General features: G+C 34.3%; 19 protein-coding genes and 1 pseudogene. 4 read left to right on the top strand and 16 right to left on the bottom strand.

What is annotated here, in order from left to right; genetic code table 11:
• Both KFD70_RS07365 and KFD70_RS07360 read right to left on the bottom strand, forming a co-directional pair.
• Nucleotides 1-835, bottom strand: an 835-nt coding sequence (locus tag KFD70_RS07365; protein WP_431613076.1) for a PH domain-containing protein, incomplete at its 3' end; no start/stop codon positions are given.
• Entirely contained in the window at nt 828-1,304 is a 477-nt protein-coding gene (locus KFD70_RS07360; RefSeq protein WP_336450881.1) for a PH domain-containing protein, read from the bottom strand. The genes KFD70_RS07360 and KFD70_RS07365, both read right to left, overlap by 8 nt.
• A 273-nt stretch (nt 1,305-1,577) precedes the next feature.
• Here KFD70_RS07360 and KFD70_RS07355 point away from each other — a divergent pair, with 273 nt between their 5' ends.
• Both KFD70_RS07355 and KFD70_RS07350 read left to right on the top strand, forming a co-directional pair.
• Nucleotides 1,578-1,922 (top strand): PadR family transcriptional regulator, encoded by a 345-nt coding sequence (locus tag KFD70_RS07355; RefSeq protein ID WP_336450880.1) that lies wholly within the window; start codon nt 1,578-1,580, stop codon nt 1,920-1,922.
• The gene (locus KFD70_RS07350; RefSeq protein ID WP_431613075.1) at nt 1,909-2,907 is read left to right on the top strand and encodes an HAAS signaling domain-containing protein; all 999 of its coding nucleotides are present in this window, start codon (nt 1,909-1,911) and stop codon (nt 2,905-2,907) included. Before KFD70_RS07355 ends, KFD70_RS07350 begins: the two co-directional genes overlap by 14 nt.
• An 87-nt stretch (nt 2,908-2,994) precedes the next feature.
• Here KFD70_RS07350 and KFD70_RS07345 read toward each other — a convergent pair.
• Nucleotides 2,995-3,069 (bottom strand): annotated as a pseudogene (locus KFD70_RS07345) (Holliday junction resolvase RecU); the annotation flags it as partial.
• Nucleotides 3,070-3,186: 117 nt separating this feature from the next.
• Between KFD70_RS07345 and KFD70_RS07340 the strand changes: the two are divergent.
• A complete protein-coding gene (locus tag KFD70_RS07340; protein ID WP_336450878.1) occupies nt 3,187-3,363 on the top strand; it encodes a hypothetical protein in 177 nt (58 codons plus the stop codon).
• 416 nt (nt 3,364-3,779) lie between these two features.
• Here KFD70_RS07340 and KFD70_RS07335 read toward each other — a convergent pair whose 3' ends face one another.
• The 13 genes from KFD70_RS07335 to KFD70_RS07275 form a co-directional block, all read right to left on the bottom strand.
• Nucleotides 3,780-4,166, bottom strand: a complete 387-nt coding sequence (locus KFD70_RS07335) for a VOC family protein (RefSeq protein ID WP_336450877.1) — start codon at nt 4,164-4,166, stop codon at nt 3,780-3,782.
• Nucleotides 4,167-4,585: 419 nt separating this feature from the next.
• Nucleotides 4,586-6,034 (bottom strand): transglutaminase domain-containing protein, encoded by a 1,449-nt coding sequence (locus KFD70_RS07330; protein WP_336450876.1) that lies wholly within the window; start codon nt 6,032-6,034, stop codon nt 4,586-4,588.
• A 296-nt stretch (nt 6,035-6,330) separates the two neighbouring features.
• Complete coding sequence (locus KFD70_RS07325) at nt 6,331-6,789, bottom strand: hypothetical protein (RefSeq protein WP_431613074.1); 459 nt, start codon at nt 6,787-6,789, stop codon at nt 6,331-6,333.
• A gap of 182 nt (nt 6,790-6,971) precedes the next feature.
• Nucleotides 6,972-8,381, bottom strand: coding sequence for a PH domain-containing protein (locus KFD70_RS07320; RefSeq protein ID WP_431613073.1), 1,410 nt, complete (start codon nt 8,379-8,381; stop codon nt 6,972-6,974).
• The gene (locus KFD70_RS07315; protein ID WP_336450873.1) at nt 8,374-8,850 is read right to left on the bottom strand and encodes a PH domain-containing protein; all 477 of its coding nucleotides are present in this window, start codon (nt 8,848-8,850) and stop codon (nt 8,374-8,376) included. The genes KFD70_RS07320 and KFD70_RS07315 overlap by 8 nt, the downstream gene beginning before the upstream one ends.
• A gap of 87 nt (nt 8,851-8,937) precedes the next feature.
• Nucleotides 8,938-9,120 carry a hypothetical protein gene (locus tag KFD70_RS07310; RefSeq protein WP_336450872.1) on the bottom strand — a complete coding sequence of 61 codons (183 nt, stop codon included), beginning with the start codon at nt 9,118-9,120 and terminating at the stop codon, nt 8,938-8,940.
• A gap of 186 nt (nt 9,121-9,306) precedes the next feature.
• Nucleotides 9,307-9,888 carry a TetR/AcrR family transcriptional regulator gene (locus KFD70_RS07305; RefSeq protein WP_336450871.1) on the bottom strand — a complete coding sequence of 194 codons (582 nt, stop codon included), beginning with the start codon at nt 9,886-9,888 and terminating at the stop codon, nt 9,307-9,309.
• A 131-nt stretch (nt 9,889-10,019) separates the two neighbouring features.
• Nucleotides 10,020-11,021 carry a sensor histidine kinase gene (locus tag KFD70_RS07300; protein ID WP_336450870.1) on the bottom strand — a complete coding sequence of 334 codons (1,002 nt, stop codon included), beginning with the start codon at nt 11,019-11,021 and terminating at the stop codon, nt 10,020-10,022.
• Nucleotides 11,018-11,689: a response regulator transcription factor gene (locus tag KFD70_RS07295; RefSeq protein ID WP_431613072.1), complete on the bottom strand. Its 672-nt coding sequence runs from the start codon at nt 11,687-11,689 to the stop codon at nt 11,018-11,020. Before KFD70_RS07295 ends, KFD70_RS07300 begins: the two co-directional genes overlap by 4 nt.
• A gap of 34 nt (nt 11,690-11,723) precedes the next feature.
• Complete coding sequence (locus KFD70_RS07290) at nt 11,724-12,710, bottom strand: alpha/beta fold hydrolase (protein ID WP_431613071.1); 987 nt, start codon at nt 12,708-12,710, stop codon at nt 11,724-11,726.
• Nucleotides 12,711-12,939: 229 nt separating this feature from the next.
• The gene (locus tag KFD70_RS07285; protein WP_336450867.1) at nt 12,940-13,659 is read right to left on the bottom strand and encodes an EcsC family protein; all 720 of its coding nucleotides are present in this window, start codon (nt 13,657-13,659) and stop codon (nt 12,940-12,942) included.
• 13 nt (nt 13,660-13,672) lie between these two features.
• The gene (locus KFD70_RS07280) at nt 13,673-14,884 is read right to left on the bottom strand and encodes an ABC transporter permease (RefSeq protein ID WP_431613070.1); all 1,212 of its coding nucleotides are present in this window, start codon (nt 14,882-14,884) and stop codon (nt 13,673-13,675) included.
• Entirely contained in the window at nt 14,877-15,620 is a 744-nt protein-coding gene (locus tag KFD70_RS07275; protein WP_336450865.1) for an ABC transporter ATP-binding protein, read from the bottom strand. Before KFD70_RS07275 ends, KFD70_RS07280 begins: the two co-directional genes overlap by 8 nt.
• Before the next feature lie 584 nt (nt 15,621-16,204).
• Here KFD70_RS07275 and KFD70_RS07270 point away from each other — a divergent pair.
• Entirely contained in the window at nt 16,205-16,639 is a 435-nt protein-coding gene (locus KFD70_RS07270) for an HIT family protein (protein WP_003195737.1), read from the top strand.

Below are 16,639 nucleotides of genomic sequence, written 5' to 3'. Positions count from 1 at the left end.
CTTCTTTCATTGTTAGCGCTTGAATTCGGTGCAGTTTTAAAACCATTTCTTTCTTCTCAAACAGCCCTTGTGAAATACGAATTTCATTTCCGTTTCGCTGCACGGTAAAATTCGCATGTTTTAAAGCATAGCCGATTGTAGAAATGACCCATGAGATGACGATTAAAATAGCACCCATGTATAACAACTCATATACACTATTGTCCTTCACATACGATTCTATCTTATCTATTAACCACTTAGGAAGAACGTTATCAAACTGTGTATAGAGGAAAAACAACCCTGAAAATAATAAGCCAAACTGACCAGATGTAAGAGACGCTAGCAAAATTTCTTTCGCTGTTAGCTGATAAATCGCTGTGTTTGTTTCTTGTGGCAAGCTCTCCTCTTCTTTTAAAGGTTCCTCAGCTTCTACTTTATTTAATAAGGCGATTAATTCTTTTGCCTCTTCTTCCTTAATACCAGCTAACGTGACCTCTGGCTCACTGCCGCCACCAGCCGTTTCAATTTTGAGTTTCGTCAATTCAAAAAGCTGATAGATGATATTGGAAGCTGTGCTAATGGTTTGCACACGCTCTTTATTTAAATAGCTTTCCTTTTTAACAAATACTCCTTGTTTTATATGTAAAATATTATTTTCAATCCAATATACTTTAAAGTACCATTTCACACATGAAAATAAGGCTAAAATTAACACAAATCCTACAATAAAAATAGGAAACCAATACCAAGGCTCTACCCCATCTTCATCAAGCAGCACAATGATAATAAGAGGAATTAAACTAGAAATTCTTATATCAAATAAGATCGTAATCGGATGTTGCCTCTTATACATCCTCATCACTCACTTTCGCCAGTTCCCCAATTCTTCGTTTTAACTCTTCTGCTTCTCTCTTTGTTAAACCTGGGATACTATGAGCAGTCGCTGCCGTTGAAATTTGCAATTCTGCTAGCTCATATTTCCTCATAATTGGCCCTTGCTCAATTGTTACGTGCTGTACGCGAATCATCGGAACGAGCACACGCTTTACAACAAACATCCCTTTTTGAATTTCAATCTCTTCTTCATCTAACCGGTAGCTATAATAACGCTGACGCAGTGCCGGAAAGGTAAAATAATCGAGCGGTGCATATACAATCGTTACGGTAACCAATACACCAAACAACCAGCCCCACCAATGAAATTGAATCATAAAAAAGAGATATGCTAAAACAATACTTACCAGTACCCCTGCCTCAATCAAAGCATGAATCCTCCATACCTTGAGCATATTCGGATGAATTTCATTTTCTAGTGGCTGCATGTAATCACTCCAAATTAAAAAATCTATGAAATATGTATATTATTTCCCCTTAATTGTAATATGTCACAATCACACAAAACAAGGTAAAACAAACATTTTATGTAAATTTATAGATTGTTATTTTTCTTAGTATGTAGAATACAACGATGTCGCTCAGAGAATATGTATTTCGCACTAAATTATTTTTTACATTGATGTTGGAACAATAATGGTGTGTGACGCATAGTATAAAACAGATACTGTATAACATACACCAAGAAAAGAGGTGGATGAATGAATACTTTATTGAGTTCATTAACGACAGAGCTTAGAAGAGGAACTTTGACGTTAGCTGTTTTAAGTCAATTACAAAAACCCCAGTACGGATATTCACTTGTTCAATTGTTAGAACAGTCAGGTATTCATATTGATCAAAGTACTTTATATCCATTGCTACGGCGCTTAGAAAAACAAGAATTAGTAACAAGTAGCTGGGATACCTCTGAAAGTAGGCCGCGTAAGTACTATGTTCTAAGTGAATATGGTTTAGAAATTTTTTTACAGTTAAAAAAGGAATGGATGGACAATTCTAAAAAACTCTTAAAGGTGTTAAAGGAGGAAGATGATGAATCTAATTGAGATTTATATACAAGAAGTGACTCGAAGACTGCCTGAAGAAAGTCGTGAAGATATCGCTCTCGAGTTAAAATCAACTATTGAAGATATGTTACTTGATGATTACAGTGAAGAAAATATAAAAGTGGTCCTTGAAACATTAGGGAGTCCCGCTATATTAGCTAGTAAATACCGCGATCGACCAATGCATCTGATTGGCCCTCACTATTTTGAAGCATATGTCACGTTATTAAAAATGATTGTACCAATTGCTGCTACTATTGCTCTAATTTCGCTCATTGCCGAGTATTTTGTAGGGTATCGTGGGGAAGAAGCAGTAATAAATGTAGTTTTAGATATTATTAGTTTTGGTATATGGAAAATCATTGAGGTAGGTATGCAGGTCTTTTTCTGGCTTACACTTGTTTTCGCGCTTATAGAACGGGTCGATCATTCAAAAACAAGTCACGCATTCACAACAAGGATTACAAAATGGACTGCGGACAATTTGAAAAATATATCTTATATTCCTAAGAAAAAAGCTATTACGAAATGTGAAGTATTTGGAAGTTTATTATGGACTGCTATTTGGGCAACCGTTTATTTTTACGCAAATCAGCTTGTAGGCATGTATAGAGGTAGTACAAATGGACTCGACTTTGTAACCTCAGCTTTTAATCAGGATGTATTGCTTCAATATTGGCCACTCGTTCTTGTTGTGATCGTTTTGGAAATCGCATTGTCTATTTATAAATTAATGAAGAGGCAATGGACAAAAGGAATCGCAATATTTAATACCGCTCTCCAGCTTATTGGAACCATTATATTCATTGTAATCGTGGCGAATCCAAGTGTATGGAATCAAGATTTTTTTACGTATACAGCAGATTTGTTTCATATTACTGCTAAACAATTTGAATCGCGGATAATTGGCGGCGCAATTTTCATCTTTCTATTATCTGCGGCAATCAATGTATTTGATGGTATCCGCAAGGCTAAAATTCGTTAATTAATATTTGCCTATTCATATAATGGGGCTTAGTTCAACAAGCCCCTCCTTGAAAAGTCGGATCCTTAGTTTATAGGTGAAGTGCCTCCCCTCTCTTTGGTACATTTCATTAGACAGATTAATAAGCATTTCAAATGCCAGTCCTCGGCTTCTTAAGCCCATTGTTATTCCACGCTTTCTATTTTATTTTGTTTAAATTCTGATAAGACACTTCTTAAATTCCATCACGTTGGAAATAACTATATAACAAAACTCATTAAAATATTAGGAGTGCTATAAATGGCTGATATAATCCGTCTCTTTATTATCATGCTCATTGCAATTTATTTATTTTTCTCTGTCATGATGGAATTTAAAAATCCACAAAAAAGTATGTTCTGGTTCTCACTTGAAGTCTTGTTTTTTCTGGGAATGGTACTGTTAATAAAAGAATTTTTCATCAAATATATAATATAAATTTCTCTCTTCTCCATCTCGATAAAACTAAATATTCCGTTAATAACACAAATACCCCATTTCTTCCCTTACCAACAAAAGAGCAGGTATACCCATTTCCCTAGGAAACTAGGGCTTTATTTTTCCACAAAATGAATTTTTATTAAAATTCATTTTCTTTATTTCTCAATATACAAAACCTAGAATTCTCATTAATAATCGTGTATTATTTTAACTAAAGAGTAGAGTAAGAACTATTCTTTGCCATCGTGGAGAGGACCTGCTATTCTTAGCTGGTCCTCTTTTCATAGAATTGAAACCGTACTGAATATATGCATCTCCCACTTCAAACACAAGTAGCACAGTTCAAATAAATTGAACTGTGCTACTAAGATTATTTAATATCGTTTAACCTAACCCCATTTTGACAAATCAAATTACAGCATTTTATATATTTCAATTAAATTATCGTCAGGGTCCCGAAAATGCGCAACACGCGCTCGCCATTCTTTACGATCATGCGGTTCATTAACAAATTCAATTCCTTTTTCTCTTAAACGGTTATACGTTTTATCGACATCTTCAACTTCACATTGCAACAAAAATTTTGATTGATGCTCAGCTTCTAAAGGTTTATTTCTTTCTCTGACCAATTCGGTCATCACTTTTCGAGATACAAGTTCAATTTTCGTTTCCCCATTATTGAAAAGAGCATATTCCATATTTTCCTCGTACCAACTCACTGGAAATTCCAATATATCTCTGTAAAACATGGCACTTTTCTTAAAATCTTTGACCAAAAGTCTTATTTGCAACAACTTCAAATCAATCATCTCCTGAAAAATATTATCGAAGAGCCAATACCGTCGTCATTCATTGAACATTTCGTTACTGATTCCAATATTCCTTTATGTTTTATTTGTTATTCTCATAACAAATAAAACATAAAGGATTATCGTTCAACACTTTCTATCGTGATACAGAAAGAATAGTGTTTTTTGTTTTTGGAGTAATGATTTGACTTCTTAATTGCAGCTCCAACAGCCGCTACTATCGTAAAAACTGAATCACTATATATTTTATATTTAGCTAGTTTTATTGGTAAGAATATTTATTTGGGTTTTGCAACACCCTCTACGTGAATACATGTACTCTTTCATACGGATATTCCTTATCTTTACAGGTTCATACTATCCGTATGTCTAAGCACGTGTTTTAAAGCGTTTGTATCAAAACTTAAACTTTAATGTTTAATAACTTTTAAAATCTCCTGATATTTCCCTGATTTAGGGCTACCCGACTGGATTTTACTTGCCAATTCATTCGCATAGTTTGTTTTTGCTACCGCAAATTTATTACGATCCCATTGATGATTTCTAGCGATTTGTTCATCAGACAAGTTATAGTATGAATACACCACTCGTCCTTGTACATCAGGAATTGGATCATCAAAAGTTGTATCAAGATGGTACCATTTCCCTTCAATTTTCACTTGATTCCAAGCATGTGGTTGTCCATTTCCAGTTCCTGTTACAATATGATTTTCTATTCCAGCCTCTTTTAACAATTGATACGTTAATAATGCATATCCTTGACAAACCGCAGAGCGGTTCGCTAAAGCTTCATACGCTGTATAAGCTTGAAAAGAAGTATCATAAGAAACGTGTTTTACGACATAATCATGAATTGCTTTTACTTTTTCGTGTTCATCCATGCCAGCTTTGATAATGGACTTGACGATTGATTTCGCTTGTGCCTTTACATAATTCGTTTGTTCTTTGGATTCACGGTATGTAATCTGTACTGTAAACGTATAATTCCCTGGGATACCACGAACATAATATTGCGCACGCGCAATATTATAATTCAAGTATTCGTTAGATTCGACTGCCTTATCGTATTCTTTAATAAGTGCATCCATAACCTCATTAATATTAGAGTTTTTGGATTTGTATGTCATCGTTATATTTTCTTCTTGATTATTAATATGAGTTTTTATTTCATTTTGAAATGCGTCTAATAGTCGCCCGTCAGGTCGTGAACTATTATTTACAGATGTAGCATTTGGGTTCCAAACACCATTACTTTCCAAATAGTATTTTTTACCATTATCTTGAATCCAACCTGTTTGCATTGCTCCACTTCCGTTAAAGTAGTACCATGCTCCATTTACCTGCTGCCAGCCTGTTTGCATCGCTCCACTTCCGTTAAAGTAGTACCATGCTCCGTTTACTTGCTGCCAGCCTGTTTGCATCGCTCCACTTCCGTTAAAGTAGTACCATGCTCCATTTACCTGCTGCCAGCCTGTTTGCATCGCTCCACTTCCGTTAAAGTAGTACCATGCTCCATTTACCTGCTGCCAGCCTGTTTGCATCGCTCCACTTCCGTTAAAGTAATACCATGCTCCGTTTACCTGCTGCCAGCCTGTTTGCATTGCTCCGCTTCCGTTAAAGTAGTACCATGCTCCGCTTACCTGCTGCCAGCCTGTTTGCATTGCTCCGCTTCCACCAAAGTAGTACCACACTCCATTTACCTGTTGCCAGCCTGTTTGTTTCACGCCGTTTCCATTATAGTAATTCCATACTGATCCAGTTTGTTTCCAACCTGTATCAGCGCTTGCATAAGTAGCTACTGTTGATCCCATAACTGTTAGACCAACTGCCATAGCTAAAGCTTTTATATTCTGTTTCATAAATCTAGTATTCCCCTTCTCTTGACCTATTTATCTATCAAGCATTCACATCGAGGGCGCTGCAAAACTAAAATAAATACTCAATATGATACGGAGATTTACTCGTTGCAAATAACAAGTTAAAAGGTATTCTGCTTATGAAACATCTTAATTAAGATTAGAAATATACAATTATGATATTATAGCAAAAATTCCAACTTATTTTTATGTAATATTACATAAAAATAAGTTGGAATAAAAGTAATCATTCTATTCACGCCTATATTTACAAACTAACACTCTAAATACAATTGTTTCTATAAAAAATATTTATAATAATAACAAACATTAACAATAATCCCAATTACAGAAAAACCTAAACTCGCCAAATTGAATGCAGAAAAATTCATCCGATATGGGGTCACTTCACCTAATTCTACTCCTCCACTAAAATGCTTGTCAGTTACTCTAGCAATATTTTGCCTGTAGTGAATAGAATAAGGTACTAACCATACATAGCATAATAGGACAAGGCTTCCCACAAACAACGCATCAAGAAACGAAATACTCCAATTGAATGAAATGATACATATAATCATAAGTTCGATTAGCATCACAAATACCATTTGCATTAAATTTTTAGCTTTTTTAGAAACACCTTTCAATAGAGTTTCATTCAAAAACCTCTCTATTTTTGTCCATGTAATACTAAGTAAAACAATCAATCCAATTAATAGAAAATTCAATACCACTTTCAATACAACAAAAATAAGCATAATGATATCACCCCAATTCTCTTCATCCTATCTCGTTTTACTAAATTATCCCATATCATTATAATAATCACAATCAAATAAATGAATATTCTGATTTATATAGTTATCAAATCAATCATTTACCAAGCAAAACCAAAAGTAGCACAGACAAAAAATCGTCTGTGCTACTTTTCCCTTGTATCCTATTTATTCTTATACCAATCCACCATACGCTCTGCATCTTCTAAACGCGTATGCTCTAATTTATAATTTGTGGATGCACTAGAGAACGTCTGCGAACATAAATGAGCTTCCCGCTGAAAATAAGACTGCGTTTTCTCGATTGACTGTACATGTCTTCTTCGTACTAATCCTGTATATTTAGCAATATTACGATACACAAGCGTTAACTGTTCCTCTTCTACCCTGTAACCACCTGCACGGAATGTCGCATAACCAAGTGACATCAGTAGTACAAACAAAGGTAACAGTGTCCAAATCATAAAGTATTTTTCAAAATATATACTTGCGCCCGTAATCGGAACTGCTAATATACAAAAGAAAAGAAAACCATCTAACAAATAGCGGCGCAGTGCCGTTTTTGGCAAGGCTGTAATATTAGAGTTTAGTTCATATGGCAACTGCAGGTGAGCAAGCAATTCTGCGACGCGATCTTTTCGAATAACCGGGTGGAGTGTAACATTCTCCTCACCTTTTTCATTGTTTTGAATGACTTCCACATGAACAGAACAGTAACCAAATGGTTGACGGAATATCCCTTCTTTTATCGTAATCCCTTGAATACGATGCAATTTTAACACAAGTTCTTTTCTTTCTAGAAGCCCTTGTGAAATGCGAACTTCATCATTTTTCCGATGCACGGTAAAATTCGCATGCTTTAAAGCGTAACCTATCGTGGAGACGATCCAAGAAACAACAAGTAATATCGCAACCATATAAATCCAACCAAAAACATCATTATCCATTACATATGTTTCTACCCTTTTTTCAACCCATTTTGGGATATATTCATCTACTTGGGAATAAACAAAGAACAATAGAGAAAATAACAAACCAAATTGCCCAGATGTCACAGAAGCTAATAAAATCTCTTTCCAAGTCAACTTATATTCCGTTTTATTTTCCTCTTCCACATGAATTTGTGAAGGGTTCTCTTCTATTTCTATAGGACCTTCTGCCGGTTCATTTAACATCGCAATTAATGTTTTTGCCTCATCAGTTGTAATACCAGCTAAACTTACTTCAGGCTCGTCACCACCGCCAGCTGTTTCAATTTTTAGCTTTGTTAAACCTAATACTTGATACAATATACTTGAACTTGTATTAATCGTCTGAACACGTTCTTTATTCAAATAGCTTTCTTTTTTCACAAACAATCCTTGTTTAATGTGCAGCACATCATTTTCGATCCAGTATACTTTATAGTACCAATTCACAATAACTGAGATAATAGAAATCCCTAAAAAGCCTAACGGCACTAAATACCAAAACGGGAATTTCCCTTTTAAACTAAACAGAAAAATAATAAATGGTATAAAGTCTTTTATTTTTAATTCCAATAACATCGTGATCGGATGCTGCCTCTTATACATCCTCATCACTCACCTTCGCAAGTTCTCCAATTTGACGCTTCAACTGTTCCGCTTCTCTCATCTTTAAACCTGGAATACTATGAGAAGTAGCTGCTGTTGAAATTTGTAATTCTGCTAGACCATGTTTTCTCATAATTGGTCCTTGTTCAATTGTAACGTGTTGTACACGAATCATTGGAACTAATACACGCTTAACTGTAAACATACCGTGCTGAATTTCTAATTCTTCATCATTTAACCGATAGCTATAGTAACGCTGACGTATTTTCGGAAAGATAAAATAGTCAAACGGTGTATACACAACCGTCAATCCAATAAGAACATACAAGATCCAAGCCCACCAATTGAACTTAATCATGAAAAAGAGATAAGCAAGGATGACTAATATACTTATACCTAGCTCAATTAAAACACGAGCTTTCCAAACTTTGACCATATCAGGATGAATTTCATTTTCCAATGGCTGCATCTAATCACTCCAAATCTAAAAATCGAATATACAAATTATCTTACTCTATAAGTTTACAAAACTTTACAGGAAAAGAGAAACATTCCTTTACATTTCTTTCTTTTTATCCTCTTTCTTCTCTGGGATGAAATAACCGAACCAAATAAACCAAATGAGTCCAATCAATGACGTCCAATCCTTCTCGCCTTGAAACGCATCAATTACATTCGGCAGTTTATACACTCCAATGAACCCAAGAAAACCAAGCCACCAATCTTTTCGAAATTTCATATTTCTCGCTCCTCTCTACCAATTCATTGATTTCCGAGCATCCACATCGCGACTTCGAAAACAAAAGAGATCTCCTTCTGTTCTCACTCAGCATGGGGTCAAAAAGGGCTCTGACCGCTTCTAGCCATGGGCGGATCCTCTCTTCCCCCTAAAAAGAAAGCTTTTTATCAGTTTTTCAATTTGTGCTTATCTACTTACTCGCACACTTTTCACACTCTCAGTCCAAATATCTTTATAATTTAATTTGAATCCCATTAACATCGAATTGCTCATATTATCAATCACTAATGCTAACATATGGGCCTTCTCTTCCGTTTTTTCTTTTGAAACAACGCCTAAGTCTGCACCTTTCTTTAGTAAATCTGCAAAACCGTTTAAGAAATCTTCCTGCACTTCAAATAATCTCTTCTGATACTTTTCATTTCGTACTGCGGTTAAAATAAATTCATTTAGCACGCGGAGTGTCCCTGGATCTTCTTCGTATTCTGATAACATATGCAGACCATCTTCTATTAATCGCTCTTCAAAATTCTTCTTTGTGTACTGCTCTTTTGCAAAGTACGCTGAGAAATAATAATCTGCAAAAATTGCTTCAAATAAAAAATCAATTAACGCTTCTTTAGATGGAAAATGATAATAAATAGCTGGTTTTGATATTCCAACTTCCTTTGCAATCATAGACAGGCTCATCTTTTCAATGCCCTGCTCTGCCAGCAGTTTAAAAGCTGCTTCTACTATATTTTTTGATGTTTGTAAATTTTTTGCCATAGCTACTCCTTTTTTACTTAACGGTCGGTAAGTAAATTATAAAATAAAAAAATAGACTTTGCAACGAAAGAACAGCTTTCACAAAATGCGAAAGCTTTCTTCATGTAGATTCGAAATAATATTGTTAAACTCTATATATTTTTCTCACTTGTTGTAAAACAAAATATAGTCCCGTCTTCACTTGATTGTAACGTATATTTTATATCGAGCATTCTAGATATATCTTGAATGATTTTTAACCCTAGCCCTGCACTTTTCTCATTCATATCGAAACCAATTCCATTATCCCTAATAGAAACAACATGATTTTCAATGGTTATCTCAAGTTTTTTAGCTTTTGAATGATTTAACGTGTTCTGAAAAATGTTATCAAATAACCTTTGAATCCATAAATCGTTACTCGTCCATATTAAATCGTTATTTATTGGATTATATATTAATTCAATATCATGAATACTGTACAAATAGTCCCACTTTTTAACCATCGCTTCTAATAAATGATGTATATTCACCTCATGATTTACAACATAAGAACTCTCTAATTTATCAGTAGATTGTAAGTTAAATTCATTGGTTAATTCAGCAATATACTGTATTTGTTGATATAATGACTCTAGTATTGGCGATTGATCATGATATTGACCTTCTAAATAGAATAATTGTAACCTAACAGCTGTTAAAGGTGTATTAATATCATGTCTTAATTTATTTAAAAGTTCCTTTTTTATTTCCTCTTGTTGTTTAAGTTCTAATTCTCGATATGTAGTTCTTTCAATTAATAAATTTACCGACCTAATGAGTTCCCCTATTTCATCGTTGTTTTTAACATCTAATTTATTCGGAATTTTTTCATCACTGGCTAAATTTCGAATGGTTTTATTCAATATATTTATTTTATTTAATAGTGAATGAATGGATTTCGAAAATAAAACGGCTAACAATAATAGTGATAAAAAAAATACGACAAGCATTGTAGGATATGCAAAAGATTCATGAAAAGGAATGTCATTATTTTTCGTTTTAAAAGCAATATTATAAATGACTGACATCAAGATACTAATCAATAGTAATAAAAATGGTACGCTTATAACAGCTGAGAACAACAAAAACTGGTATTTTTTCTTTAATTTCATTTCTTTATATAGGTATTTAATCTATACCCTTCTCCATATATATTTTGAATAATTTCACCTGTGTTATCATTAATCTTTGTTCTTATTTTTTTTATGTGCACATTCACGATATTTTGATTCCGATCTTCAAGTTGCCATAAATAATCAAAGAAATGTTCTTTGGTCAAAATACGATCCCTATTTTCATATAAATAGAAAAATATTTTACGCTCAATCGCAGTAAAAGCAACTTCATGATGCAAGTTATGATTGAAAACTTTTTTATGCTCAGAATCAATATATAAATGTTTGATTTGTGTAAAAGTACCATATCGATTATCTAGCATTTTCTGCATTCTTAATAATAGTTCTCTAGGGTCAAATGGTTTTATCATATAATCCTCTCCAATTGTCAAACCTTGAAGTTTGCTGTCCATATCACTTCGAGCGGATAAAAAAATAATTGGAATATTTAATCCCAGATTCTTTATTTTCTTTGTAATTTGATAGCCATCTTCACCTGGCAACATAATATCCATTATGACTAAATCTATCTCATGGATGATATCAATAACTTCTTTCCCATCTTTCTTCCAACATACATTATACCCTTCGCGTCGCAAAATTTTTTGTAATACATCTCCAATCATTAAATCGTCTTCAACAATTAAAATTTTATATCCATTCATCACATAGACCTTTCATTTTTAAAATAAAAATCTCTTAATTTTTTTCTACTTTTTTATTGATAAAATCCATAGCAAGCTTATATATCTCATCAGGCTCGTATAAATAAATGCTGTGCGTACCTTGAATTTTCATTACATCTGCGATTAATAATTGGCCTGCAAACTCCTCATAATCCTTGTTTTTTTGTTTTGTATATTTCGAATTTTTATTTTGCTCAGCGATCGCATCTAAAAATAAAATAGGTGTTTCTTTTGGTAACGGTAGGTTAACTGATTTTTTACCATTATTGTAGCTCTGTAAAAACTCTTGCTCCATATCATCATTAAAAAATTGTTTATATGATAGCGCTTTATATATTTCTTTTTCATGTTCAGTTAAAAAAGATTGCCGAATCACTTCGGGATTATAAGTAACAGAAGGAATAAGACGGTGTACACCTAGTTTCGTTAAAATATTTATTCCTCTTATTTTTAATGAATCCACTAGCCCCGTTTTATGAATTACGTACTGCTTAGGTAAACCAATATCTACAGCAATAATTCCTTTTACTTCATTTGGGTATTTTTGTGCCCAGTAAATCGCTTCGATACCTGAGATAGAGTGTGGCACTAATATATACGGAGGTTTATTTCCACTTTGTATGAGCGCTTTTCTACTTTGTTCTAATATTGTATCAATATCTCTGTCATCGTGAGAAACATCACTGTATCCATAACCAGCTCTTTCAATAACAGCAATTTTGTTTTCTTTTGAAAACTTACTATATAGTCCCTTTAATTCATAAACAGGAGCAGCTATCCCAGATCCAGACATAAATACATATGTATCCTCACCGCTGCCTTCACTATATACATTCATTTTTTTAGGATTCAAATTAACGAATGTTCCCTTATTTTTTATGAATGCTGATTCCTTACTTAATTGATAGTTATGGTATAGAAAAACAGATACTGACACAAGTAAGATAACCCCAATACATATAACAAATAGACGCTTTAACACTTTACATAATTGTCTCATAGAATTCTCCTTTCAAGCTATATTGAAAGGATACGATACAAAAATAAATTTCTAATAAATTTTTATAGATAGAAATCATTTGTTCAGTTTGAATGATTGAGATAATACTCTTTTAAACGAAAGCCTCATCCACGTTCCCACTTCAGATATTCTTCTTTTACACATAAAAATCCCCTTTGGTAAGCATAACCAAAGGGGAAAGCATACAACTTTATTTCAAAACCATACATCAAATCGATATTCTCTTCTCCTGAAGCAACCGCAAACGATAACAATTCATCGTCACTTCGCCAAGGCGTTGCAACAATTGATAATTCGCATACGCCCCAACCGGCGCACCAATGACCGGCACAAGCTGTAGCATCTTCGCTAAATCGATATAATCGCGGTACTCTTTCTGAAATTTCTCCCAGTCCATATGATTTTCTTTCTCTGTGTCCCACGTTTCAATTGCTTTCCATATTTCCTTGCGATGGTCATCACTTGAGAAAGCAAGTTGAAATACATGCAGGATAAAAAGACGCTCTTCTTCTTTGCTCGTATCAAATCCATATAGAGTCGCGGCATCAAATAAAAATTTAATTTTAATGCTGAGTAAAAGCGGAAAATCGGCAAGCCCTAAAAGAAAGCCGCCCGCTCCTGTTCCAGCGCCTTCTGCTGCGGCAATCTTTTTGTACTCATCCATTTTCTTTAACACTTCTTCATCTCTTCTTTGCAAGGACCAGTCTGTTTCTTTTAACTTCGGTTTTATAAAATGAGATCCAGCACTAATCCCTTGTACCATCTTTTTTATTGTTTCCGTTAGCACGTTTTGCACTTTTTCTGGGATTAACTGTTGTACTTTCGTTTGTACCTTTTTTGAAAAACGAGTCATCATAGAAGAATCTTTCATGATTGTATGTTTCCACTGCTGCAATTCTTTTATGACCTTCTCTTCATATTCAGTCATAAGTTCATTCCTTTCAATTTAAACGTTCGATACGTTTTACGCCATATTGATAAACAAAACCGATACTAAAAGCTATGCTAATGGCAAGTACAACACAAGTCATGATGATATCTTTTGTTGCGAAAGCAAATATGATTGTAAATACAATACTGCCAACACATAAAATTGCACTGAGCAATTTCAGAAAATCCTTTTTCTTTTCTTCATGGGTCACCGGATATAAATCAAGCCAAAGCTTTAAACGATGGTGTTTCCAAAGGCTTAATAGTTGATAACCAATTAAGTATAGAAATACGATACTTACAATAAAACGTCCATATAAAAACGGTATAAAGTAAAGAATCACACCGCCAATCGCAAGCAAGCGAATATATAGACCAAAGTAATTCCCAGATCTTAAAAATGTACGTGTATACAAATATAAATATGTACGTTTTTCACCAATTATTGAAAGCACAAAATCAAGCCATTTTCGGCGTGATACTCGCTCCTTTAATGCTGGTACATCAACAAACATGTTGGCAATGCGGTATAAAAACATCATTTTCTTGCCTTCTTCTGCAATTAAATATTCCCAGTTTAGCGGTTTTCCTTTTACCTTTTGATACATGAAGGCAAGATAGATAACCATTACAAAGAGGATGACTCCGGTGTAAATCACTGAAGTACGCTCGACAAGAAAGTACACAAATAATCCATTACATAAAAAGCGAATGAACCAATCCGCGCGCTGCATGCCTTGATCTGTTAAAAACGATTTTTCCCATGCTACAAATAAATTCCATGCTTTAACTAACACAAGTGCGACCACAATCCATATGTAAGCACCGCCTGTTTGCTTCATCTGCTGGAAATATAGCGGAGCAAGTGCAGCTGATACGATTGCGATTACATACAGCTGAATCATAAATGTAAAGAGAAACGCCTTTGTAAAATACGGCTTTAATTTTTCTTCAACTGGAAGCAAATACACAAGATCTGCTTCTTTTAATAACGTTTGAATCGATCCTGCCGTTAATACAAGCCCGAGTAGCACCGCCATAACAAGCGCGGTCGGAAATGCTGGAGTCAGTGTTTGCAGCCATTGCTGATAATAATACGCACCTGCTCCAATGATAAATACAAAAATAAATTTTAAATGATCGTTAAAAACATACTTACTATATGTACGAACTTCTTTTAAGAAATACTTGAACCGTTCTTTCCATAACGCTTTGCTATTCATAATCTTCTTCCTTTGTTAACGCAATATAAATATCGTCTAGCGTTGCACCTGGCATGTTAAATTGTGACTGCAACTCAGATAGTGTTCCTTTCGCACGGATTTCACCTTGATGTAAAATAATAAAGGAATCACAGTAACGTTCTGCTGTCGCTAAAATATGGGTACTCATTAAAATGCCAGCACCACTCTTTTTCATCTTGTCCATCATTTGAAGGAGTGATTGAATCGCTAACGGATCAAGTCCAACGAAAGGTTCATCGACAATATAAAGCGATGGTTCAACAAGAAACGCACTCATAATCATTACTTTTTGCTTCATCCCTTTTGAAAAATGAGCCGGGAACCATTTTAAACGATTCGTCATTCGAAATTCTTTTAATAGTTGCTGAACACGTTCTTCATATTGTTGTTCATCAACACCATATGCCATCGCTGTTAACTTCAAATGTTCTTCTAACGTTAACTCATCATATAATACAGGTGTTTCTGGAATGAATGAAAAACTAGATCGATATGCAGTCATATCTTCTCGAATTGTTTTTCCGTTAATTGTAACGCTTCCTTTTTTCGGTTCCATTAACCCGATAATATGTTTGATGGTCGTACTTTTACCTGCTCCATTTAAACCGATTAAGCCAACAAGTTCACCTTTTTTCACAGAAAATGAAACGTCTTGCAGCACCGGCCGCTTCGTATATCCTCCTGTGACATTTTCCACATGTAATAACTGTCCCATATGACACCACTTTCTTCTTTATATTCATCCGCTTAGAAAAGCGTATCCTTCAATCGAATGTATATATTTATCTTACCAAAAAACAAAAGATACTACATAGTACCTAAATTTCTTCAAAAAAATTAATTTCTTTGCATACCATTTCTGAAACGGGACATCATAATGAGTGAAGAAGGAACACATTGAAAAAGCAGCCACCAAGTTGATGAATATAGCCTAGCGAAATCATCATGAAATGGGGTGTCCATAATGGACAAAGAAAATTTACACGAAACCAGATAATTTGTTTTATTTTAGAAACGGGGTGTCTCGAGGAGAGTATATACTGTTTTATAAAATAAACAAGTTCATTTTATAAAGGATTATCATTTCATTGTAAATGGGGTGTCTACGGCAGAATACAAGCCGAATTGTCACATATTTCCTAAATAAATGAGGTGTCTGTGAACGGTAGATTAAATGAAATGCTTTTTCAATCCCTCTTCAGAAAACAGGAAGCTGAGTCAGCTTCCTGTTTTTCGTGTTTGTTCTCCTATGTAAGTATGGTAAAATACGGCTAAGACCTACTTGAAAGGATGAGGACAATGAATCATACAGCGGATAATTGTATTTTTTGTAAAATTATTGAAGGACAAATTCCTTGCTCAAAAGTATATGAAGATGAGCATGTACTTGCATTTCTAGATATTAGTCAAGTGACAAAAGGACATACACTTGTTATTCCAAAGGTACATAAGCAAGACATTTTTGCTTTAACGCCAGAAATTGCATCACACATTTTTTCTGTCGTTCCGAAAATCTCAAATGCGATTAAATCTGAATTTAACCCAGTTGGCTTTAACCTTCTAAATAACAACGGTGAAAAAGCTGGACAAACTGTATTCCACTTCCACCTCCATTTAATCCCACGCTACGGTGAAAACGATGGTTTTGGCGCTGTTTGGAAATCACACCAAAATGAATATACGACGGAAAATTTACAAAACATCGCAAGTACCATTGCAAATAGTGTAAAATAG

Source organism: Bacillus pfraonensis, from assembly GCF_050768835.1.
Taxonomy (GTDB): domain Bacteria; phylum Bacillota; class Bacilli; order Bacillales; family Bacillaceae_G; genus Bacillus_A; species Bacillus_A pfraonensis.
The sequence above is the reverse complement of the archived record's forward strand: the minus strand, read 5'-3'. Positions and strand labels throughout refer to the sequence as shown.

Bases quoted from the DNA above. Each gene is read 5' to 3' on its own strand.
- KFD70_RS07320 (WP_431613073.1), bottom strand. From the start codon at position 8,381: ATGTATAAGAGGCAGCATCCGATCACGATGTTATTGGAATTAAAAATA.
- KFD70_RS07285 (WP_336450867.1), bottom strand. From the start codon at position 13,659: ATGACTGAATATGAAGAGAAGGTCATAAAAGAATTGCAGCAGTGGAAA.
- KFD70_RS07280 (WP_431613070.1), bottom strand. From the start codon at position 14,884: ATGAATAGCAAAGCGTTATGGAAAGAACGGTTCAAGTATTTCTTAAAA.
- KFD70_RS07310 (WP_336450872.1), bottom strand. From the start codon at position 9,120: ATGAAATTTCGAAAAGATTGGTGGCTTGGTTTTCTTGGGTTCATTGGA.
- KFD70_RS07355 (WP_336450880.1), top strand. From the start codon at position 1,578: ATGAATACTTTATTGAGTTCATTAACGACAGAGCTTAGAAGAGGAACT.
- KFD70_RS07340 (WP_336450878.1), top strand. From the start codon at position 3,187: ATGGCTGATATAATCCGTCTCTTTATTATCATGCTCATTGCAATTTAT.
- KFD70_RS07325 (WP_431613074.1), bottom strand. From the start codon at position 6,789: ATGCTTATTTTTGTTGTATTGAAAGTGGTATTGAATTTTCTATTAATT.
- KFD70_RS07350 (WP_431613075.1), top strand. From the start codon at position 1,909: ATGAATCTAATTGAGATTTATATACAAGAAGTGACTCGAAGACTGCCT.
- KFD70_RS07295 (WP_431613072.1), bottom strand. From the start codon at position 11,689: ATGAATGGATATAAAATTTTAATTGTTGAAGACGATTTAATGATTGGA.
- KFD70_RS07290 (WP_431613071.1), bottom strand. From the start codon at position 12,710: ATGAGACAATTATGTAAAGTGTTAAAGCGTCTATTTGTTATATGTATT.
- KFD70_RS07275 (WP_336450865.1), bottom strand. From the start codon at position 15,620: ATGGGACAGTTATTACATGTGGAAAATGTCACAGGAGGATATACGAAG.
- KFD70_RS07315 (WP_336450873.1), bottom strand. From the start codon at position 8,850: ATGCAGCCATTGGAAAATGAAATTCATCCTGATATGGTCAAAGTTTGG.
- KFD70_RS07305 (WP_336450871.1), bottom strand. From the start codon at position 9,888: ATGGCAAAAAATTTACAAACATCAAAAAATATAGTAGAAGCAGCTTTT.
- KFD70_RS07360 (WP_336450881.1), bottom strand. From the start codon at position 1,304: ATGCAGCCACTAGAAAATGAAATTCATCCGAATATGCTCAAGGTATGG.
- KFD70_RS07270 (WP_003195737.1), top strand. From the start codon at position 16,205: ATGAATCATACAGCGGATAATTGTATTTTTTGTAAAATTATTGAAGGA.
- KFD70_RS07330 (WP_336450876.1), bottom strand. From the start codon at position 6,034: ATGAAACAGAATATAAAAGCTTTAGCTATGGCAGTTGGTCTAACAGTT.
- KFD70_RS07300 (WP_336450870.1), bottom strand. From the start codon at position 11,021: ATGAAATTAAAGAAAAAATACCAGTTTTTGTTGTTCTCAGCTGTTATA.